This is a genomic window from Vibrio sp. 1069 (assembly GCF_033340555.1).
This window is the reverse complement of sequence record NZ_JAWOWP010000031.1, coordinates 1-21482: the sequence shown is the minus strand read 5'-3', so window position 1 is coordinate 21482 and position 21482 is coordinate 1. Positions and strand designations below refer to the sequence as shown.

Below are 21482 nucleotides of genomic sequence, written 5' to 3'. Positions count from 1 at the left end.
TGGTGCCGACTACCGGAATCGAACTGGTGACCTACTGATTACAAGTCAGTTGCTCTACCTACTGAGCTAAGTCGGCACACTTTATTCTTTGTGCTTTTGTCCGTGTTATAACATTTCGTTAAGACACCAACAAATCAAATTGTGGTGCCCGGAGGCGGAATCGAACCACCGACACGAGGATTTTCAATCCTCTGCTCTACCGACTGAGCTATCCGGGCAACGGAGCGCTATTAAACGGATTTTCCCGCGTTGCGTCAACCACTTTTTTTAAATAATTTCAAAAAAGTGGTTGTTCGAACGCTTTTTATTCAACTGTCACTACAAAGTTTGCTTCGAGTTAAATTCCTTTTTGAAATTTGTAACTTTTTCTAGGTAGCGACGCGCTTCTGCGTTCGGGTGTTTCTTGGTTAACGCCCAATAAACTTGGTTGGGTTGCAATGAATTAAGATCTTGCATTGCGCGTTTGCGATCACTGCGATGAAATGTGTTTAAAACTCCTCCAGTACCGCCATTGTAAGCTGAAATCATGCTGTACTCGAGAGAGGTAGGGTGCCGGACTTCTCTTAAATAACGATTTTTTAAGATATAGAAATACGCAGTACCAGTATCTATGTTGTTTTCTGGATTAAACAAATATTCAGGGCTTGGTTGGCCCGAGCGCTTTTTCACGAGTTTGAACACATCTCGTCCCGCTGTTTTAGGTACAACTTGCATTAGGCCATATGCATTTGCCCAACTTACCGCGTATGGGTTGAAACTGCTCTCGGTTTTAATAATGGCGTATATCAAGTCTTCTGGAATGTCGTATTTCTTGGAAGCTCGACGCACGATATCGGCGTATTGGTAGCTGCGAGTTGAAAAGTGGTCTTCAACCATGGGAATTTCGACGTAATACGCTTTCTTGAAATCTACATTTTTGGTTTTTATTTTATTTGCGATGAGGTATTCCGCAAATCGGTTTGCCCGCCAAGACCATTGAATTGGCTTATTGTCTTGGTCGACAACTTGTTTATACAGGAATGGTTGCCCCTCTAACGTGATACCTTTAGAGGAGAATAAGTCGACGTGAGCGGGATCGTCTGGTGTTAATAAGGTGGTGACAATCGCGTCTTTTAGGTGTTTTTGGGGCTCTGTCGGTGATACGGTCTCTATCGTGATCACGCCTTTGCGAAAGTCGACCTCGGCGCGGCTAAGGTAGTTATCGATGTACTTAACGTAATTACTCTTGCCTGCGTACTTGATTTCTTTTTTACCCCAGCGCTTTTGAATATTGCCTGAAAAGCTATTGATTAAGGCATCTAGCGCCGCAGTATCTTTTTCAAATTGTCCTGGTAGCTCAGCTAAGTTATTGGCAAAACGGTTTGTTGGCTCGTAGTTGACGTCATAAATCTTTTCGACGAATTCACGGCTACAGCCTGCCATTAAAAGTGCGGCAGCAATAAAGACAATTTTTTTCATAAGTATCAGAGTTATTGAAGGTAATAGAAAAATGACACCACAAATGGTTGCGATGTCATTGTTTAACTCAAGCGACTTTATTCGCTCGGCGGTGTGTAACCTTCGATATGAACGTCTTTTCCTTCAAAGAGGAAATTTACCATTTCTGTTTCGATCAGTTTGCGGTGTTCTGGATCCATCATGTTGAGTTTCTTCTCGTTGATCAACATGGTTTGTTTGTGTTGCCACTGAGCCCACGCTTCTTTCGAGATGTTGTCGAAAATGCGTTTACCTAGTTCACCAGGGTAAAGTTGAAAGTCTAGACCTTCGCCTTCTTTCTTTAGTCGAGCACAAAATACAGTGCGGCTCATAATGACTCCTTGTATTCAATTAACGAAGTTCGTGGGGTAGCGTTTCCAGCAATAGTTTTACTGGCGCGGCTAAACCGACTTCTTCAGGTTTAGATAAGTTATACCAAAGACCTTTGTTGCCTTCCATTATCACGTCCGGTTGCTTTGATAAATCAATCAAAATTGGCGTGATATCTAGGTGGTAATGGCTGAATGTATGACGAAAGGTAATCAGTGTTTGCTTCTGTTTGATATTGCTGGCTTGAATGCCGCGTTGATCCAGTAGCAATTCAATGTCGCTTTCTGCATCCACATGTTCGGTTTGTGGGAAGCAGAATAAGCCACCCCAAATGCCTGTTTGTGGTCTTTGCTCTAACCACACCTCATGACCATTTTCGGTGTTGTGGTGAAGCATCACGAAACGAGTTTGCTTGATTGGTTTATCTTTCTTCGGTTTTTTGCCCGGGTAGTCGAGCACATTACCTTGTTGTTTTGCCACACACAGGTCAGCAACAGGGCAGAGGCTACATTTGGGTTTGCTGCGAGTGCAGACCATTGCGCCCATGTCCATCATTGCCTGGTTATACTTATCTACATCCGTTTGTGGGGTATGCGTTTCGGCAATTTCCCACAGCTGGTTTTCAACCTTTTTTTGTCCTGGCCATCCTGCAACTGCGAAACAGCGGGATAGGGTGCGCTTCACGTTACCATCAAGAATCGCGTGTGGTTGTTTATACACAGACGATAAAATGGCGGCAGCAGTAGAGCGACCAATCCCCGGTAGGGCGTTCATTTTCTCTATATCAAGAGGAAACTCACCATTGTATGTAGAGGCGACCTCTTGTGCTGCTTTGTGAAGGTTACGGGCTCGGGCGTAATACCCTAAGCCAGTCCAAAGGTGTAGGACTTCATCTTGCTCAGCATTGGCAAGATCGATTACGGTTGGAAAGCGCTCCAAGAAACGTTGGTAATACGGAATAACCGTAGTGACCTGAGTTTGCTGAAGCATAATTTCAGACAACCAGACACTGTATGCGGTCTTATTTTGTTGCCACGGAAGATCTTTTCTTCCATATGCGTCATACCATTCTAGGATGGCACTGGCGAAAGGTGTCACGACTTGCTCTGTATTCTATTATTGGTTAGGTGCAAAATTGCACCACATAATGGGCAAGAAGTACAACGGATAAACAGTAGGGATATAAAGAGGTGTTTCGTTGCTTTTGGATTGCCATAGACCAAGAGCTCAACAAATACTTGCACCTAAGTAAATTCTTTGGATAATCCCCGCTTTGATTAATCAATGTGCAGGCAAAATCAATGAGTGAAGTAACCACTAACGAATACAACGAAGACGGAAAGCTGATCCGCAAAATCCGCAGCTTTGTACGCCGTGAAGGGCGTTTGACTAAAGGTCAAGAGAGCGCGATGAATGAATGCTGGCCTACGATGGGTATTGACTTCAAAGCTGAACTTCTCGATTGGAAAGAGGTGTTTGGCAACGATAACCCAGTAGTGCTTGAGATCGGTTTTGGTATGGGTGCTTCATTGGTTGAAATGGCAAAGAACGCGCCAGAGAAAAACTTCATCGGTATCGAAGTTCATAGCCCAGGCGTTGGTGCTTGTCTTGCCGATGCTCGCGAAGCGGGAATTACTAACCTGCGTGTAATGTGTCACGATGCGGTAGAAGTATTCGAACACATGATCCCAAATGGCAGCTTATCGACACTGCAATTGTTCTTCCCAGACCCTTGGCATAAGAAGCGTCACCACAAGCGTCGTATTGTTCAATTAGGTTTTGCGGAAATGGTGCGTGAGAAGCTTATCCCTAATGAAGGTATTTTCCACATGGCGACCGACTGGGAAAACTACGCAGAGCACATGATTGAAGTGATGAACCAAGCGCCAGGTTTCGAAAACATTGCTAAAGATGGTGATTTCGTTCCTCGTCCAGACGATCGCCCGCTAACGAAGTTTGAAGCTCGTGGTCACCGTCTTGGTCACGGTGTTTGGGATATCAAATATAAGCGTATTGCGTAACCAGAGGAGTTCATGGGATGTACCATTACGCGATATTAGCGAATCCGGGTCATAACCGAATTTACTTTGATAGCGCAATGACCATTGCCTGTTCTGAACTAAAAGCAATTTTAGCTTCACAAGGCGTGGATGTGACAGAAATTGGTAGTAAAGACGTTGGCTTACCTGCTGCGTTGGTGTTTTCTTGTCAGGAAGCGCTAACCGATGAGCAGGCGCGAAGAATCGCAGCCTCTTCGATTTACTATGCGCTATTTGAAGTGCGCGAAGATGGTTTACTTCGACCAGTTCAAGCGCCCGTATTTAACACTTTCCCGGAAAGCATGAGCCAGATTTTGCGCTACACCGGGAAAACAAATGAGCAGTTTACCCGTTTGATGGTGAATATCGGCATTAGTGCGTCCAATACGGGAAGTGAACAACTGACCTTAATGGATCCAATGTGTGGTAAAGGTACAACCTTATTTGAAGGCTTGATCCACGGTTTGAACGTGGTAGGGGTTGAGATCAACGCCAAGTGGGTGCAAGAGATCCAGACCTTTATTGTTAAGTTCATGAAGAATGGCCGCTTTAAGCACAAAGTGAGCAAAGAAAAGCGCACTGCGGGTGGCAAGAAAGTGGCGGATGGTTTCGTGGTTGAAGCTGCAGCAAATAAAGAAGATTACAACCAAGGCAATCTTCAGTTTATGAAGCTGTATTCGGCTGATACTCGTATCGCTGATCAAGTCGTGAAAAAGAACTCAGTTGATGTGATGGTGTCTGATCTGCCTTATGGCGTGCAGCACGGCAGCAAAAATGCCAAGGACAGCAAACTGAACCGTAGTCCACTAGAGCTTTTAAAAGAGGCTCTGCCTGCATGGAAAGTGGTATTGAAAAAGCAAGGTTCAGTGGTGTTGTCTTTCAATGAATTCACATTGAAATGGAAAGATGTCGCGGCATTATTTGAAGAGCAAGGTTGGAAGGTACTTTCAGAAGAGCCTTACATCGGTTATCTTCACCGTGTTGATCAATCTATCAACCGCAATATTATTGTGGCAGTAAAACCATAATCGACTTGAGTCGAACGAACCCTATGGAAAAGCCAACGACACGTTGGCTTTTTTTACCTCTGAGCTCAACGAGTTCTCTTGTAAATAGAAGGTAGAGAATGAAACCGACAGTGGAAATTTTGACAGATATTTTGGCGGAAGTACGCCCTTTAATCGGCCAAGGTAAAGTGGCTGATTACATTCCTGCTCTGGCAAAAGTACCCAGCAACAAGTTAGGTATTGCGGTATGCACCAACGAAGGTGAGGTTATTAAGGCGGGTGATGCCGATGAACCTTTCTCTATCCAATCTATTTCAAAAGCATTGAGCTTGACGTTAGCGATGTGCTTGTACAAGCAAGAAGAAATTTGGTCTCGAGTGGGAAAAGAGCCTTCGGGGCAGGCATTTAATTCGCTAATCCAGCTAGAAATGGAGCAAGGTATTCCTCGTAATCCATTTATAAATGCTGGAGCGATAGTAGTGGCAGATTTGTTACAAACTCGCTTATCTGCACCTCGTCAGCGCCTGTTGGAATTTGTGCGTCAGCTTTCTGGTGATACCCATATTGTGTATGACAAAGTCGTTGCGGCATCCGAAATGATGCATGGTGATCGTAATGCGGCGATTGCATATCTCATGCGCTCGTTTGGCAACTTCGAAAATGAGGTGATTCCAGTACTACAAAACTACTTCCACGCTTGTGCGCTGAAGATGAGTTGCGTCGATTTGGCTAAAACGTTTAGCTATTTAGCAAACAAGGGCACATCGGTACAAACGGGTAAGCCTGTAGTTTCTCCTGTGCAAACCAAACAACTTAATGCACTGTTAGCAACGTGTGGCTTGTATGATGGCGCGGGCGAGTTTGCTTATCGCGTTGGTATGCCTGGTAAGTCTGGTGTTGGTGGTGGCATTATCGCGGTAGTACCTGGTGAAATGACTATTTCAGTATGGTCTCCAGAGCTTGATCCTTCAGGTAACTCGCTTGCGGGTACTAAGGCGCTTGAGCTGCTCTCAGAGCGAATTGGCCGTTCAATTTTCTAATGTTGGAAATGTGTCAACCTTATTTAGGACGGCACAGTTTCTAAATAAAAAGCCTCTCAATTGAGAGGCTTTTTTTGTTTTGGGGTTGCGTTACTCTTCGCTTTCTTCGGCCATAAAGGCTTCGAGCAAATCATTAAGGAAGAGCTTCCCTTTTTCAGTAATTTGCCAATGGGTAGCCGTTTCACTCAGGTAGCCCATTTCTATCGCCCAGTCGATGGTTTCTTGAATCGTACTAAGCGGTAAGCCCGTGGTGTCCACATAATCTTGCTTCGGACAGGCTTCGATTAAGCGGAATCGGTTCATAAAAAACTCGAATGGACGATCTTCATCCGCGACGACATGTTCTGTATGCAGATAAGGTTTGACCATATTTTGATAAGCCGCTAAATAGCCTCGCGGGTGTTTTACCTTTGTCGTTCGAATAATACGTCCGTCGGTAAAACTGAGTTTGCCATGAGAGCCACAACCGATACCAAGGTAATCACCAAAGCGCCAGTAGTTGAGGTTGTGCTGACACTGATAGCCCGGCTTGCTGTAACCGGAGATTTCATATTGCACATAACCCGCGGCTGCAAGTTTTTGGTGTCCGAGCTCGAAAATATCCCACAAGTCATCATCGTCAGGTAGCGTTGGTGGCTTGTAGTAGAACATGGTGTTTGGTTCGATGGTCAGCTGATACCAAGACAAGTGCGGCGGTGCCAACTCAATCGCTTTGTCCAAATCTGCCAAGGCTTGTTCGATGCTTTGATCAGGTAAGCCGTGCATGAGATCGAGGTTAAAGCTGTTCAAACCGATTTGGTGCGCCAGCTGAGCAGCGTTGACGGCTTCGTCTTGGCCGTGAATACGCCCCAAACGCTCAAGCTTTTGTTGCTCAAAGCTTTGCACGCCGATAGAGATACGCGTTACCCCGGCTTTACGGTAGCCAACAAAACGCTCTGCTTCGATGGTGCCTGGGTTCGCTTCCATGGTTATTTCGATTTCAGGCTTGAACGGAATACGCGCTTCAATGCCCTTAAGTAGACGCTCGATGCCTTCTGCCGAAATCAAACTCGGCGTACCACCACCAATGAAGATTGAATGCAGTGGACGTGGCGCTTCGTTAAGTCGGTATTTCTCAATGTCGGTATCCAAATCTTCTAAAAGGGCACTGATGTACTCTTCTTCTGGAATCTCGGTTTTGAGCGCGTGAGAGTTAAAGTCGCAATACGGGCACTTTTGCACACACCAAGGGATGTGTACATACAAGCTGAGTGCTGGGGGCGTTAACATGGTCTAATTCGCTCGTGATTACTGAGACACTTGCTCAGACAGTTGAGCAAACAACGACTTGAGCGCTTTACCGCGGTGAGACAGTTGTTTCTTACGTGCAGGTTCAAGTTCGGCTGACGCACAGTTGTCTTCAGGAACAAAGAAGATAGGGTCGTAGCCAAAGCCATTTTCACCGTGTGCTTCAGTTAGAATTCGGCCTTCCCATTTACCGTGACAGACGATAGGCGTTGGGTCGTTCTCGTGACGCATGAGGACTAATACGCAGTGGAAACGTGCTGTACGCTCTGCTTCTGGTACGCCTTCCATTGCCGCTAGCAATTTTTCTAGATTCTCTTGATCAGATGCGCTCTCGCCTGCGTAACGTGCAGAGTAAATGCCCGGAGCGCCTTTTAAGAAATCGACTTCTAATCCAGAGTCGTCTGCAATGGCAGGAAGCCCTGTTTCTTGTGCGGCATGGCGAGCTTTAATGATTGCGTTTTCAATGAAAGTTGTACCCGTTTCAGCTACTTCCGATACATTGAATTCACTTTGCGCTAATACTTCAAAGCCGAAGTCAGACAATAAATCTGCCATTTCACGAACTTTGCCTTGGTTACCAGTTGCTAGCACAATTTTTTTCATGGGAATCTCTTTTAATAGTGATAGAGGAGAACAAATCGTTCTCCTCTAGATATTCTTTAACTAATAAGTGGTTTTTAGCCTGCTTAGATCCAAAAGCTTTTGGAACATCACAACCCAATTACTCTTCAACATAAAACTTCTGGGTGAATTTAAGCTTACCTGAGCCTTTGTTTCCAGCTTTTACGTCAATATCGAAAGTAAAAGTTTCTTCGTGGGTAATTGGTAGTTCGGCTAAATAGTATATCGCATTGCCTTCTTTGACTTCACGAAAGGTCAAGGTCTGAGTTTGGCCGATAAGGTTCTTCGCGCGTCCAGCAATTTTTGCTTCTAATGCTGGTTTACCCAATGAAGCTCTATCTAACACGCTAATATTAACCACAGCGAGGTATCCATTACGTTTGATATCGTAGCTACGTGCGACTTTGGGTGTTAGGAATGTTGAGTTAAACGCTACATAGTGTACTTCGATATCTTTCATATTTTTAAACTGATCGGCGAAGCTTGGTAACGACAACAGGCTAATCAGTAATGCGGTAATCCATTTGCTCATTGTTACTTCCTCAAAGCACTTGTTATAAAACAACCATAGCTGCAATTTTACCTTGGTCAGGGGGTAAAAAATGCGTACTCAGTCGTTGGTATTAGTAAGTGTGGTACAAAATCGTAAATAAAAAGCCATCATATGATGGCTTTAATTTCTGTCGGTATCTGGGTAGGCGATTCTATCCGAATTTGTTTGTGCCGTCCTAATTCACCTTTTTCTATGTGAACCAAACCCTTAGCGATTTTAAACTGCTTGGCTAAGAACTTAGTTAGGTGTGCATTAGCTTTGCCATCGACAGGTGGAGCAGTAATGGCGATTTTTAGCTCTTCACCATGCAAGCCAACGATTTTATCGCGGCTAGCTTTAGGTTGAATATAGAGCTTCAGGATGATGTCCTCACCATCTTGCCAAACTGCAGCTGACATTATAGCTGGAACCAAATTGGACCAATGATATCGCCCATTAAGAAGTTCGCGAACTGCAAGCCGATAAATAACACCAGTACGCTTAAATCAAGACCACCAATAGCCGGAAGAATACGACGGATTGGAGCGCACATTGGCTCGGTCAGTTGATGGAATACGTACTCGATAGGGCTGCGGCCTTGGCTTACCCAGCTCAAAATTGCACGGATCAATAGTACCCAGAACAATAGGCCACCTGCGGCTTTGATTAATGATAATAAGCCCAAGAATAAGAAGTCAGCGCTGAAAGAGACGGAACCGTTCGAAGCTATTAGGATAAGCACGACAAATTTAAGCACACACAACACGTAGGCAAACAACACGGTTGCTAGGTCAATATTCCCCACGGAAGGGATAACGCGGCGCAATGGACCAATGACCGGCTGAGTCGCTTTTACTATAAATTGCGAGAATGGGTTGTAGAAGTCTGCGCGCGCAGCTTGCAACCAAATTCGCAAAATTACGACCATGATGTACAGGTCAAATAGGGTTGAGATGAGAAAACTCATTGAATTCATAAGGTACCCTTAACAAGTGATGGATGATACTAAACGGAGTTCATCCAAATAATTAAAACAGTTTTTCCATTTCTTCCGCGCGAGCCACAGCAGCTTGCATGGCTTTAGCGACAATATCTGAAAGTTGATGTTCGTTGAATGTACGCAGTGCTTCTGCCGTTGTCCCACCTTTCGAAGTTACGTTCTCACGCAGGGTCGATAGCTCAGTTTCTGGGTTGCTAACCACCATACTGGCCGCGCCCAGTGCCGCTTGCTGAACCAATAGTCGAGCGGTCTCTTTATCAAAGCCTTGCGCAATCGCTTCTGCTTGCATCGCTTCCATAAACAGGAAGAAGTATGCTGGAGCACTGCCCGCTGCGGCAATCACATTATTGATGCCAGACTCTTGCTCAACCCAACATACTTTACCGACCGCTTCCATTAACTCTGCGGCAAAAGCTTTGTCGTGCTCGGTTACATGAGTTGGTGCGAACAACCCACTCATACCCAACCCAAGTTGTGATGGCGTATTTGGCATAACACGAACCAAGTTCAATTTGGTGGCTAGCATATCATCCAATCGTGAACAGTTGATGCCTGCGGCAATAGAAATCACCAGTTTATTAGTGAAATCGATCGATTGCAGTGGTTTACAGACATCCGCCATCATTTGCGGTTTTACAGACAATACCACCACATCCGCCTCGGTCGCAGCTTGGATGTTATCGCTGGTGGTACGGATGCCAAAATCTTGTTCTAGCAGAAGGCGGCGAGCCTCTGAAGGAGCCGTCGCGGTAATGTTTTGCGCTGGATATCCGTTAGCAACCAAGCCGGAAACAATGGCTCTCACCATGTTGCCAGCACCAATGAAGGCGATTTTTTTATGTTCCATTTGTCTGATTTCCATCATGATATTTAGAATTTGTTGTGCGCTCAGGTGTATAATGGCGCCGCTGTTACTTACTGCTCCTATTGGCGAGTAAGATGATTGCGCATTTACGCTCTAACGATTGACGACATAACTTATGTCGCGAGTGAGCGTTTTGTTGATTTAGCTGTAGTCTCGTGCGCCGAAAATAGCGGTTCCAATACGAACCATTGTACTACCAGCTTCGATTGCAGCGGTCATATCACCACTCATTCCCATTGATAATGTATCGATTTCTGGGAACTGTGCTTCGAGTGTTTGCTTCAACGTAGCCAACTTCTGAAATTCACGGAGTTGTGATTCGTAGTCAGACACGTTGGCAGGAATCGACATCAACCCTCTTAAAGTGAGGTTGGGTAGGCGAGAAATCAACTCCGCCAGCTCGAATACTTCCGCTTCAGTGACACCAGATTTAGATGTCTCACCACTGGTGTTAACCTGAATCAGAACTTGTAGCGGTTTAAGTTCGCTTGGCCGCTGATCATTCAGGCGTTGAGCAATCTTGGTTCGATCGATGGTGTGAACCCAATCGAAATGTTCAGCAACAAGTCGCGATTTATTCGATTGAATCGGGCCAATGAAGTGCCATTCGATTCGATTATCTGGATAATGCACGGCAAAGTGCTGAACTTTACTGACGCCCTCTTGAACGTAGTTTTCACCAAAGGCGGTTTGTCCCGCTTGGTAGGCTTCGAGAATTGCCTCGACAGGTTTAGTTTTGCTTACCGCTAGAAGTTGCACTGACTCTGGAGTTCGACCACATTTTTGCTCGTCATATCGAATTTGAGAGGTGATATGTTCAATATTTTGTTGAATACTACTCATAGCTGTACTTTAGACTTAAGGATTTTAAATGGATATCACTGAGTTACTGGATTTTAGTGTAAAACATAATGCCTCGGATCTACATCTTTCTGCAGGTGTCCCACCAATGGTTCGTATTGATGGGGATGTAAGAAAACTAGGCATTCCAGCGTTTACACACCAAGAAGTGCATCGTTTGGTTTTCGAAATCATGAACGATGCCCAGCGCAGTGAGTTCGAAGAAAAACTCGAAGTCGATTTCTCTTTTGAGTTGCATAACGTTGGCCGTTTCCGTGTCAACGCTTTCAACCAATCTCGCGGTTGTGCGGCAGTATTCCGTACCATTCCAAGTAGCATTCCAACTCTGGAAGAGCTAGAAGCGCCAGAGATCTTCAAAAAAATTGCGAACGCTGAAAAAGGCTTAGTTCTGGTCACTGGCCCAACAGGTTCAGGTAAATCGACGACCTTAGCAGCCATTGTTGACTACATTAACCGTAATCACAACAAGCACGTACTCACAATTGAAGATCCGATTGAATTTGTTCACAACAACAATAAATGTTTGATCAACCAGCGTGAAGTTCACCGTGACACCCATAGTTTCCAAAATGCTTTGCGTAGTGCATTGCGCGAAGACCCAGACGTTATTCTGGTTGGTGAGATGCGTGATAAAGAAACCATCAGTCTTGCCTTAACGGCGGCAGAAACGGGTCACTTAGTTTTCGGGACGTTGCACACCAGCTCGGCGGCAAAAACCATTGACCGTATTATCGATGTGTTTCCTGGTAGTGATAAAGATATGGTCCGCTCGATGCTATCTGAGTCCCTTCGTTCGGTTATCGCGCAAAAGCTTCTGAAGCGTAATGGTGGTGGCCGTATTGCATGCCATGAAATTATGATGGCAACGCCTGCGATTCGTAACTTGATCCGCGAAGACAAAGTCGCGCAGATGTATTCGATCATTCAAACAGGTGCGGCTCACGGCATGCAAACCATGGAGCAAAATGCTCGTCAGTTAATGGCGCAAGGCATGGTTGCCCGTGAAGAGGTCGATAGTAAGATCGGATTAGAAGTGCAGCAATTCTCGTAACGTTCATACAGATAATGGTGAATACGGAAGATGGATCTAGATAAATTTCTCGAAGGCATGCTGGCGCTGAAAGCGTCGGATCTTTACATCACGGTTGGAGCGCCAATTCTATTTCGTGTGGATGGCGAATTGCGTCCGCAAGGGGAAAAACTTACCGAGAGTGATGTGGCTGCATTACTCGATAGCGCTATGGAACCAGATCGGCGTCAGGAATTTCGTAAAAGTCGCGAGTCGAATTTTGCCATTGTGAGAGATTGTGGTCGCTTCCGTGTGAGTGCCTTTTTTCAACGCGAGTTACCAGGCGCAGTGATTCGTCGTATTGAAACCAATATTCCTACTTTTGAGCAGTTAAAGTTACCGTTAGTGTTGCAAGATTTGGCGATAGCTAAGCGTGGTTTGGTGCTGGTGGTCGGTGCTACTGGATCGGGTAAATCGACCACCATGGCGGCGATGACAGGCTATCGAAACAGCAATAAAACCGGGCACATTTTGACGGTCGAAGATCCGATCGAATTCGTGCATGAACACAAGCGCTGTATCGTGACTCAACGCGAAGTTGGGTTAGATACGGAAAGCTATGAAGTTGCGCTTAAAAACTCGCTGCGCCAAGCACCAGATATGATTTTGATTGGTGAGATCCGTAGCCGTGAAACAATGGAATACGCGATGACCTTCGCCGAAACGGGTCACCTGTGTATGGCAACGTTGCACGCCAACAATGCAAACCAAGCTTTAGAGCGCATTCTTCACTTGGTACCGAAAGATCAAAAAGAACAATTCTTGTTCGATTTGTCGATGAACCTAAAAGGCGTGGTTGGTCAGCAGCTGATCCGAGATAAAAATGGGCAGGGACGTCATGGTGTATTTGAGATCTTGCTAAATAGCCCACGTGTGTCGGATTTGATTCGTCGCGGAGATTTACATGAGTTGAAGTCAACCATGGCTCGCTCAAATGAGTTTGGTATGCTGACGTTCGATCAATCTCTTTATAAGTTAGTGATGCAAGGTAAGATCAGCGAAGAGGATGCACTACATAGTGCCGACTCGGCAAATGATCTGCGCTTGATGTTGAAAACGCAGCGTGGTGAAGCATTCTCTACGGGCAGTTTGGCAAACGTTAAGATCGATATGGATTAATCCAATCCAGAAACAAAAAAGGTTGGCAGGAGCCAACCTTTTTTCATTGTGCTTGAAGTGTTTACTCACCCCAAAGGGCTTCAAACCAGCTTTCTAGAATCACCACCGCTGACTGGCAGTCAACATTACCTTTCGATAGGGCTTTGTAGCCGCCCATGCTGAACAACTCCGCACGAGCTTCTGCAGTAGATAAACGCTCATCATGCAGTTCAACTGGCAATCCGTATCGGCCTTGCAGACGCTTAGCAAATTTTCGTGCACGAGGGGTTATGGTCTCAAGGTCTTTACCATGCAGATCGGTCGGTAAGCCGACCACTAGCAAATCTGGTTGCCACTCTTTGATTTGCTTTTCGATATCGTCCCAGTTTGGAATACCGTCATTGGCTTTAAAGGCTTTTAATGGGGAAGCTGTACCAGTAATTTCTTGGCCAATAGCGCTACCAATGCTTTTGGTTCCAAAGTCAAAAGCCATAATTGTGCGTGACATAAGGTGTCTCTATCTAATGTAACTGTATATTTGGACTAAGCATGTCCAGAGTCTGCTGAAAGGTGACTTGGGTCGATGCCCAGCTTTTCGACCGCTTTCTTCCAACGCTCGTTGATTGGTGTATTAAAGATAATTTCAGGCGTCGCTTCAATGGTGAGCCAAGAGTTTTCGACCAGCTCACTTTCTAATTGGCCTGCACTCCAACCGGAGTAGCCAAGTGCCACTAAGTAATCACTTGGTTCTGCTTCTGTTCCTAACACCGACAGAATATCACGCGAAGTGGTTACCGCGAGGTCATCGGTCATTTGGACGCTGGACTCGTAGTAATCTTTGGGTTTATGCAAAATAAAGCCACGATCTTCCGAGATTGGGCCGCCATTGTAAACTGGTCTATCTAGACTGGCTTCAAATAGGCGCGGGTGTACTGGCTGAACTTCCACCTGCTTGAGCATGTTGCCGACGGTGATATCAACAGGAGCATTGATCATCAGCCCCATAGCGCCGTCTTCGTTGTGCTCACAAACGTAGATCACGCTGTTTTGAAAGTACGGATCTTTCATCCCAGGCATGGCAACCAAAAAGTGATTTGTGAGATTCATACTCATACTGACCCTTAACTCTCGTAAATGCCCTTAAGCAAACATCATACAATTTACATCTAGGTATGTGCATGAGTTTGCTTAAGTTAATGTACTACGCTCTCTATTAACTGTAATACAGTTTGAGTTATTCGCCTTTTACTCGACGCTCAATCGCATCCATCAGCTTGCCTGTGATTGAGATATCAAAAGCTGCTTCAATTTCGCGAATACAGGTTGGGCTGGTGACGTTGATTTCTGTTAGCTTGTCGCCAATTACGTCAAGGCCAACAAAGATAAGGCCTTTTTCTTTCAGTGTCGGAGCAACGGTTTGCGCAATTTTGAGGTCGGTTTCGCTTAGCGGACGAGCTTCACCAGTACCACCAGCGGCTAGGTTGCCGCGCGTTTCGCCTTTAGCAGGAATGCGTGCTAGACAGTAAGGCATAGGTTCGCCATCTACCACTAAGATACGTTTGTCACCGTTGCTGATGTCTGGCACGAAGGTTTGCGCCATTGCGTAGTTTTGACCGTGGTTAGTCAATGTCTCGATGATCACAGAGACGTTTGGATCGTTTTCTTTCACACGGAAGATGGACGCGCCACCCATACCATCAAGCGGTTTCAGGATGACATCACCATGTTTTTCACGAAATTCTTTAATTTTTTCTGCTTTTCGCGTCACGATCGTTGTAGGTGTCAGCTCTGGGAACCATGCTGTAAACAGCTTTTCGTTACAATCACGTAAGCTTTGAGGCTTGTTAACGATCAGTGCACCTTGTTCTTCTGCACGCTCAAGGATGTACGTCGCGTAGATGTATTCAGTATCAAACGGAGGATCTTTACGCATTAGCACCGCGTCTAGCTCAGACAGTTCGATAGTTTGCTCTGATTTGAACTCGTACCAACCGTTTGGATCTTCTTTTAGTTCCACCACTTTAGTATCTGCAATGGCAACGCCTTGATCGAGATGCAGATCATTCATTTCCATGTAGTGGATTTCATAGCCGCGTCGTTGCGCTTCAAGCATCATGGCAAAGCTAGAGTCTTTTTTGATGTTAATGGACGAGATTGGGTCCATTACGATACCGAGTTTGATCATTATTTTTCTCCGTTTAACCAAGATCGCCGAAACGAACTTGTAAGGCTGTAATTGCTGTCAGAGCCGCTGTTTCGGTGCGCAGAACGCGAGGGCCGAGTAGCGTTTCTTCAAATTGGTATTCTCGAGTCATCTCGATTTCTTCAGACGATAAACCGCCTTCAGGACCGATCAGTAGGCGCACTTTTTCAACCGGGGTTGGCAAAGTGTTGATTGAGTATTTAGCACGAGGGTGAAGGTTAAGCTTTAAACCATCGTACTCTTCTTTACACCACTCTTCCAAGCTCATAATTGGACGAATTTCGGGCACGACATTACGCCCACATTGCTCACAGGCACTGATGGCGATTTTCTGCCATTGCGCGAGTTTTTTCTCAAAACGCTTTTGGTCAAGCTTGACACCACAACGTTCAGAAATCAGAGGAGTGATGGTATTGACGCCAAGTTCAACAGACTTTTGGATGGTGAACTCCATCTTATCGCCACGTGAAATGACTTGACCAAGGTGCAGATCTAAAGGGGATTCAATACTGCTTTCTACACGCTCGGTGATGTTAACCAAAACTGATTTCTTGCTGACTTCACTGATAACCGCTGGGAACTCTGCGCCACTGCCGTCAAAAAGGAGAACGTCTTGGCCTTCTTTCATGCGCAAAACACGACCGATATGGCCTGCTGCGTCGTCACTTAAAGCAAGTGAGCCAAGTTGATGAATAGTTTCTGGATGATAAATTCGAGGGGTACGCATGAGATTTCCAGCAAGAGAATAAACTTAAACCCTAACATGGATGCTTTGCACCGAAAAAACAAGGGGCAAGAAGCGTTTCAATATCAGTAATTGAAACGCTTCGAGGTCGGAGGTTACAGTGCGCGGCAGGCTTCTTGAACAAATGGGTTGTGATTGCCCTGTACTTTTGCAATGCGCTCGTCACGCTCACATTCCCATTTATCGGCAGGATAGGTTTTGTTCCAAGCACTCATTAATTGCGTTTGCTGCTTCGACAGTTTGAAACCGTACTCTTTGCTCATGTATAGATAGGTACGAGCAATTGAACCACGCGCACGGTCTGGTGGCATGACTTTACGCTGCTTAAAGTTCACTTGCATTTCACAGCGACCATAACTCACGCCATCCATACCGTTCCATTGGCTGAAGTTGTAGTTCGAACGGTCACCGTTTACTTCACCAATAGCAGGAGTTAGGTTGTGCAAGTCTGCTTCCATCAAACGAAAAGTTTTGTCTTTTTTCTTACAGTTTTTACGTCCGCCATCTTGCCAGCATTGACGCTGGTGGCCAAATTGCCACGCAGGAACCACATGCTCCCATTCGATTCGTGCAGCCCGTTTTTCTTGTTTACGGACTTGGTAACCGCAAGAGGCTAAATCGGGTAAGCCTTTCTTGCCTTGCCATTGAATGTTACAGCCACAGTAAAAGCTTGTTGGGTGGTCTTGATAAATTTTGACCGCCTCACGTTTGGCTGCAGAGAATGAGCTCGGTGGCGCGGCAATCGCAGTGCTAGAAAGCGCGATAAGCAACAGAGAGAATAAGTATTTCATGATAAAAGTCTTTATAAAGTATGACTTTATTCATGATAACACGCATAAAATAGCTTTAGTGATGAGTAAGTTAACAATAGTTGGCGAAGGGAAGGTTTTGATCAACTCGATCTTTATTTTGGGAACGCAATTAACACTATGAGGTAAGGGCTACGATAATTGAATGCCGGTGAAGTTAAGTGGTTGGCGGCATTTTTGACAAGAGTACGTCGCCTCTTTGCGCAGCACTTTATTATGACGGTGAATCGATAGAGGGTAGGTCATACAACCACAACGATACTCAAAGGTTTTACCTTGAACGGATTTTACTTCAAAGCTGTGAGTGGTTTTGGCTGGTACGTTAAATACGGCTTCCATGACGCCTTTCCATTCTTTACCGTGAGGCCTAACTCGCCCGTAAACCTGATAAGTAATCAGGTGTGCTACTTCATGAGGAATGACTTCATCTAAGAATGCTTGGGTGTTTTCGCGAAATAAAACAGGGTTTAGGCGTACTTGATTTAATTGAAGGTAGGCTTTTCCTGCCGCTTTCCCACGGACGTCGAAGGTGATTGTTGGAATCGGGAAAGAACGTTTGAAAGCTTGTTCCGCCATCGCGATACATCCCGCCATCACTTGCTTGGCTTTATAGCTGAGTTCTATATCCACAATTCACCTCGATAAATCAAATAAAAAAGCCCCCGCATTGCGAGGGCCAGATCATAGCATCAGTTAATTATGGTGTGTGTTTTTTCTTGATGGTGGCATGGTAAGCGTGCCATGTACCGTAGCCTAGAATTGGCATGGTAAACAACATTCCGATCCCGTAGGTCGCAAAGCCGATAAGAATACCGCCACAGATGATCGCTGCCCAAACAATCATTGCTGGAATGTTGGATTTCACGGCATTAAAGCTGGTAAACACAGCGGTCATCATGTCTACGCGACGCTCCATCATGAGCGGAATAGAAAAGGCTGAAATGCTAAACACCACACAAGCCAAAACAAAGCCAACTAAAGAGCCGATGACAAGGAAGGGTAGGAACTCACTTAAAGGTGCCCCTTGAACAGAAGGGTAGAGTGCATGAAGTAGAGCGGCAATGCGCATCCAAAATATCATACACACTGCGAGTAACACGGCGAACGCCCATTGAGATGTTGAGTTACGACCGATCGCTTTCATTGAATGGAACAAGCTTGCTTTGTGTCCGCGCTCTCTCTCCCAACTGGCATCATACAAGCCCAGCGCGAGAAACGGACCAATTAACATGTAAACAATCAAACTGGGCATGACGACCAAGTGTGTGCCTTGCCACTGTACGAGCAAAACAATGCCTATGGCAGCTGCCATAAAACAGATGCCATAGAAAGCACTAATAAGCGGCATTCGCACGAAATCATGCAGACCTAATGCGAGCCAATGAAAAGGTGCAGAAAGATTGACCGTATTGCACGGTATGGTTCTGGCGTATTCGTTGTCTGGCACTTCCTTTCGCTTGTTGTGGAAGTCCGATGGATTAACAGTTCGAGGCATAACTCCTCCTTGATTTATTCCCACATTATCCGCTTATACCAACTGACAGCGGTTTTTGTTCAGTCAAACTTGAAGCGACTTTTTCAAGTTTACATCTGAGCATTGGCTTAGTTTGGTATCGGCCATAAAGATGCTTAACTCATGTCTTTACTTAAGTGTTGCTTCCACAGTCGCCAGCATCCGACGTCTCTATTTAAATTGGAATTAACAATATTTTAACTATTGGCGGAGATGGGATAATTTACAAATAATTGCTTAAAATTTATTCGGTATAAAAATGAGGGAGAAACAGGACTGCTTTGTGGGGCAGGGCGGTATGAGCCGAAATGACTAGATAAAAGTTGCTGAAAATAAAAAGCCCCCACCATAGGCGAGGGCTTGATTGATTCTTGCTTAGCTTGATTATTTGATGCCAGCGAAATCGCGTAGAAGTGCAGCTTTGTCTGTCGCTTCCCACGGGAATTCTTCACGACCGAAGTGACCGTATGCCGCTGTCTTCTTGTAGATAGGTTGAAGAAGGTTAAGCATTTCTTGTAGACCGTATGGACGTAGGTCGAAGAATTGACGAACCGCTTCAATGATGATGTCGTGAGGTACTTTCTCAGTACCGAACGTTTCCACCATGATAGACGTTGGATCAGCAACACCGATTGCGTAAGAAAGTTGGATCTCACAACGGTCAGCCATGCCTGCCGCTACGATGTTTTTCGCTACGTAGCGTGCTGCGTATGCTGCACTACGGTCAACTTTTGATGGATCTTTACCAGAAAACGCACCGCCACCGTGACGAGCTGCGCCGCCGTAGGTATCTACGATGATCTTACGACCAGTTAGGCCACAGTCACCCATAGGACCACCGATTACGAAGCGACCGGTTGGGTTAATGAAGAAGTTTGTTTCTTTGTTGATCCACTCAGAAGGTAGTACTGGCTTAATGATCTCTTCCATTACCGCTTCACGCAGGTCTGAAGTTGAGATTGAGTCACAGTGTTGAGTTGAAAGAACAACCGCGTCGATACCAACGATGTTACCTTGATCGTATTGGAATGTTACCTGAGATTTTGCATCAGGACGCAACCAAGGTAGTGTGCCGTTTTTACGAACTTCTGCTTGCTTTTGAACAAGACGGTGAGAGTAAGTAATTGGCGCTGGCATTAGTACTTCAGTTTCGTTACAAGCGTAACCAAACATGATGCCTTGGTCGCCTGCACCTTGTTCTTTAGGGTCAGCTTTATCAACACCTTGGTTGATATCTGGCGACTGTTTACCGATTGTGTTTAGTACCGCACAAGAATCTGCGTCAAAGCCCATATCTGAATGTACGTAGCCGATTTCACGAACGGTTTCACGAGTTAACTCTTCGATGTCTACCCATGCTGAAGTCGTGATTTCACCACCCACCATTACCATACCGGTTTTAACGTAAGTCTCACATGCAACACGAGCCTTTGGATCTTGCTCTAGAATCGCGTCAAGAACCGCATCAGAAATCTGGTCTGCAATTTTATCTGGATGACCTTCTGATACTGACTCAGAAGTAAACAGGTGCTTAGCCATGTTAGCTCCACTATATCTGGTTTAAAACTGGGGAATGATAAACTCTCCAGCGCAAATTAATACTAATTTTTGTAGGTGTATCTACATCTAGACGTCTATTCTAAATTTGATTGCTCGAATTACAAGCTCTTTTTTGGTTTTTGTTATAACCAAACGTTTGCCTGATTTATTGATAATTTTAAGAACTTCGAACGATTTGGCGCGAAAGGTGCAATATTTGTGAGGTTTTGGACTGGAAAACGTTTGCACACCCAACAGGGCTTTGAGAGAATTATGACCTACTTTTCGTTTCGCTTAATGTACTCAGGAGCAGACATGTCGTCTCGTAAACATCTTGCCAATGCAATTCGTGCTCTAAGCATGGATGGTGTTCAACAAGCTAACTCAGGCCACCCAGGCGCACCAATGGGTATGGCTGATATCGCTGAAGTTCTTTGGCGCTCTCACCTAAACCATAACCCTTCAAACCCAGAGTGGGCCGACCGCGATCGCTTTGTGCTGTCAAACGGTCATGGGTCAATGCTTATTTACTCTCTACTGCACTTAAGCGGTTACGAGCTATCTATTGACGATCTGAAAAACTTCCGTCAATTGCACTCAAAAACCCCAGGTCACCCAGAGTACGGCTACGCGCCTGGTATCGAGACAACAACGGGTCCTCTAGGTCAAGGCATCACTAACGCTGTTGGTATGGCGATCGCAGAGAAAGCACTAGCGGCACAGTTCAACAAAGAAGGTCACGATATCGTTGACCACTTTACGTATGTGTTCATGGGTGACGGCTGTCTAATGGAAGGCATCTCGCATGAAGCATGCTCTCTTGCTGGGACGTTAGGTCTAGGCAAACTGATCGCGTTTTGGGATGACAACGGCATTTCTATCGACGGTCACGTTGAAGGCTGGTTCTCTGACGATACACCTAAGCGTTTTGAAGCGTACGGCTGGCATGTAATCCCAGCAGTCGATGGTCACGACTCAGACGCGATCAACGCAGCAATTGAAGCAGCAAAAGCGGACCCACGTCCTACGCTTATCTGTACCAAAACAATTATCGGTTTCGGTTCTCCTAACAAGTCTGGTTCGCACGACTGTCACGGTGCACCACTAGGTCACGATGAAATCCAAGCGGCTCGCGAATACCTAGGTTGGGAGTACGGCCCATTTGAGATCCCGGCAGATGTTTACGCTGAGTGGGATGCAAAAGAAGCGGGCGCCGCGAAAGAAGCAGCTTGGAATGAAAAATTCGAAGCATACGCTGCAGCTTACCCTGCTGAAGCGGCAGAGCTTAAACGTCGTCTAAACGGCGAACTTCCTGCACAGTGGGAAGAAAAAGCGAACCAAATCATTGCTGATCTTCAAGCAAACCCAGCGAACATTGCATCACGTAAAGCATCGCAAAATGCACTAGAAGCGTTTGGTCAAATGCTTCCTGAGTTTATGGGTGGTTC

23 protein-coding genes, 2 tRNA genes and 1 pseudogene are annotated in these 21482 nt (G+C 45.5%); 6 read left to right on the top strand and 20 right to left on the bottom strand.

The genetic code is table 11. From position 1 onward, the window contains the following. The 5 genes from R7040_RS23500 to mutY all read right to left on the bottom strand — a co-directional run bounded on the left by R7040_RS23500 (position 1) and on the right by mutY (position 2904). Positions 1-76, bottom strand: a tRNA-Thr gene (locus R7040_RS23500). A gap of 66 nt (positions 77-142) precedes the next feature. After that, positions 143-218 (bottom strand) — tRNA-Phe (locus tag R7040_RS23495). Positions 219-318: 100 nt separating this feature from the next. Then, positions 319-1458 (bottom strand): membrane-bound lytic murein transglycosylase MltC, encoded by a 1140-nt coding sequence (gene mltC, locus R7040_RS23490; RefSeq protein ID WP_005381001.1) that lies wholly within the window; start codon positions 1456-1458, stop codon positions 319-321. A 77-nt stretch (positions 1459-1535) separates the two neighbouring features. Further along, positions 1536-1808 (bottom strand): oxidative damage protection protein, encoded by a 273-nt coding sequence (locus tag R7040_RS23485; RefSeq protein ID WP_005381002.1) that lies wholly within the window; start codon positions 1806-1808, stop codon positions 1536-1538. A gap of 19 nt (positions 1809-1827) precedes the next feature. Further along, positions 1828-2904 (bottom strand): A/G-specific adenine glycosylase, encoded by a 1077-nt coding sequence (mutY, locus tag R7040_RS23480; protein ID WP_017635575.1) that lies wholly within the window; start codon positions 2902-2904, stop codon positions 1828-1830. Positions 2905-3107: 203 nt separating this feature from the next. Here mutY and trmB point away from each other — a divergent pair, with 203 nt between their 5' ends. From trmB to glsB, 3 genes are all read left to right on the top strand, one after another. Further along, positions 3108-3827 (top strand): tRNA (guanosine(46)-N7)-methyltransferase TrmB, encoded by a 720-nt coding sequence (trmB, locus tag R7040_RS23475; RefSeq protein ID WP_005384506.1) that lies wholly within the window; start codon positions 3108-3110, stop codon positions 3825-3827. 17 nt (positions 3828-3844) lie between these two features. Next, complete coding sequence (locus tag R7040_RS23470) at positions 3845-4873, top strand: TRM11 family SAM-dependent methyltransferase (RefSeq protein WP_005384509.1); 1029 nt, start codon at positions 3845-3847, stop codon at positions 4871-4873. A gap of 98 nt (positions 4874-4971) precedes the next feature. After that, positions 4972-5892, top strand: coding sequence for a glutaminase B (gene glsB / locus R7040_RS23465; RefSeq protein ID WP_318081609.1), 921 nt, complete (start codon positions 4972-4974; stop codon positions 5890-5892). 90 nt (positions 5893-5982) lie between these two features. On the opposite strand, the gene hemW is transcribed toward glsB, so the two are convergent. The 7 genes from hemW to R7040_RS23430 form a co-directional block, all read right to left on the bottom strand. Continuing rightward, positions 5983-7161 carry a radical SAM family heme chaperone HemW gene (hemW, locus tag R7040_RS23460; protein WP_042521300.1) on the bottom strand — a complete coding sequence of 393 codons (1179 nt, stop codon included), beginning with the start codon at positions 7159-7161 and terminating at the stop codon, positions 5983-5985. 18 nt (positions 7162-7179) lie between these two features. Next, positions 7180-7782, bottom strand: coding sequence for an XTP/dITP diphosphatase (locus tag R7040_RS23455; protein ID WP_005381009.1), 603 nt, complete (start codon positions 7780-7782; stop codon positions 7180-7182). A 118-nt stretch (positions 7783-7900) separates the two neighbouring features. Next, positions 7901-8332 carry a DUF4426 domain-containing protein gene (locus R7040_RS23450; RefSeq protein ID WP_005381010.1) on the bottom strand — a complete coding sequence of 144 codons (432 nt, stop codon included), beginning with the start codon at positions 8330-8332 and terminating at the stop codon, positions 7901-7903. A gap of 128 nt (positions 8333-8460) precedes the next feature. Next, positions 8461-8751 carry a DUF167 family protein YggU gene (yggU, locus tag R7040_RS23445; RefSeq protein ID WP_005381011.1) on the bottom strand — a complete coding sequence of 97 codons (291 nt, stop codon included), beginning with the start codon at positions 8749-8751 and terminating at the stop codon, positions 8461-8463. After that, positions 8751-9308: a YggT family protein gene (locus R7040_RS23440; RefSeq protein WP_005381012.1), complete on the bottom strand. Its 558-nt coding sequence runs from the start codon at positions 9306-9308 to the stop codon at positions 8751-8753. Before R7040_RS23440 ends, yggU begins: the two co-directional genes overlap by 1 nt. A gap of 52 nt (positions 9309-9360) precedes the next feature. After that, positions 9361-10179: a pyrroline-5-carboxylate reductase gene (gene proC / locus R7040_RS23435; RefSeq protein ID WP_005381013.1), complete on the bottom strand. Its 819-nt coding sequence runs from the start codon at positions 10177-10179 to the stop codon at positions 9361-9363. A 159-nt stretch (positions 10180-10338) separates the two neighbouring features. Next, on the bottom strand, positions 10339-11040 hold the full coding sequence (locus R7040_RS23430; protein ID WP_053306787.1) for a YggS family pyridoxal phosphate-dependent enzyme: 702 nt from the start codon (positions 11038-11040) through the stop codon (positions 10339-10341). A 28-nt stretch (positions 11041-11068) separates the two neighbouring features. Between R7040_RS23430 and R7040_RS23425 the strand changes: the two genes are divergently transcribed. After that, entirely contained in the window at positions 11069-12109 is a 1041-nt protein-coding gene (locus R7040_RS23425; RefSeq protein WP_005381015.1) for a type IV pilus twitching motility protein PilT, read from the top strand. Positions 12110-12139: 30 nt separating this feature from the next. Further along, positions 12140-13246: a PilT/PilU family type 4a pilus ATPase gene (locus R7040_RS23420; RefSeq protein WP_005381016.1), complete on the top strand. Its 1107-nt coding sequence runs from the start codon at positions 12140-12142 to the stop codon at positions 13244-13246. Positions 13247-13307: 61 nt separating this feature from the next. Here the strand turns inward: R7040_RS23420 and ruvX are convergent, their stop codons facing one another. The 8 genes from ruvX to metK form a co-directional block, all read right to left on the bottom strand. Next, a complete protein-coding gene (ruvX, locus tag R7040_RS23415; RefSeq protein ID WP_005381017.1) occupies positions 13308-13733 on the bottom strand; it encodes a Holliday junction resolvase RuvX in 426 nt (141 codons plus the stop codon). A gap of 35 nt (positions 13734-13768) precedes the next feature. Next, the gene (locus R7040_RS23410) at positions 13769-14332 is read right to left on the bottom strand and encodes a YqgE/AlgH family protein (protein ID WP_005381020.1); all 564 of its coding nucleotides are present in this window, start codon (positions 14330-14332) and stop codon (positions 13769-13771) included. A 127-nt stretch (positions 14333-14459) separates the two neighbouring features. Continuing rightward, on the bottom strand, positions 14460-15410 hold the full coding sequence (gene gshB / locus R7040_RS23405; protein ID WP_005381021.1) for a glutathione synthase: 951 nt from the start codon (positions 15408-15410) through the stop codon (positions 14460-14462). Between the two features lie 13 nt (positions 15411-15423). Then, entirely contained in the window at positions 15424-16155 is a 732-nt protein-coding gene (gene rsmE / locus R7040_RS23400) for a 16S rRNA (uracil(1498)-N(3))-methyltransferase (RefSeq protein WP_017821890.1), read from the bottom strand. 113 nt (positions 16156-16268) lie between these two features. After that, positions 16269-16964 carry a deoxyribonuclease I gene (endA, locus tag R7040_RS23395; protein WP_170897433.1) on the bottom strand — a complete coding sequence of 232 codons (696 nt, stop codon included), beginning with the start codon at positions 16962-16964 and terminating at the stop codon, positions 16269-16271. 150 nt (positions 16965-17114) lie between these two features. Beyond that, a complete protein-coding gene (locus R7040_RS23390) occupies positions 17115-17612 on the bottom strand; it encodes a SprT family zinc-dependent metalloprotease (protein ID WP_054577166.1) in 498 nt (165 codons plus the stop codon). A gap of 67 nt (positions 17613-17679) precedes the next feature. Then, positions 17680-18477, bottom strand: a complete 798-nt coding sequence (locus tag R7040_RS23385) for a DUF2189 domain-containing protein (RefSeq protein ID WP_005381026.1) — start codon at positions 18475-18477, stop codon at positions 17680-17682. Between the two features lie 402 nt (positions 18478-18879). Continuing rightward, a complete protein-coding gene (metK, locus tag R7040_RS23380; protein ID WP_005384541.1) occupies positions 18880-20034 on the bottom strand; it encodes a methionine adenosyltransferase in 1155 nt (384 codons plus the stop codon). 315 nt (positions 20035-20349) lie between these two features. Between metK and R7040_RS23375 the strand changes: the two are divergent. Beyond that, a pseudogene (locus R7040_RS23375) lies at positions 20350-21482 on the top strand (transketolase); the annotation flags it as partial.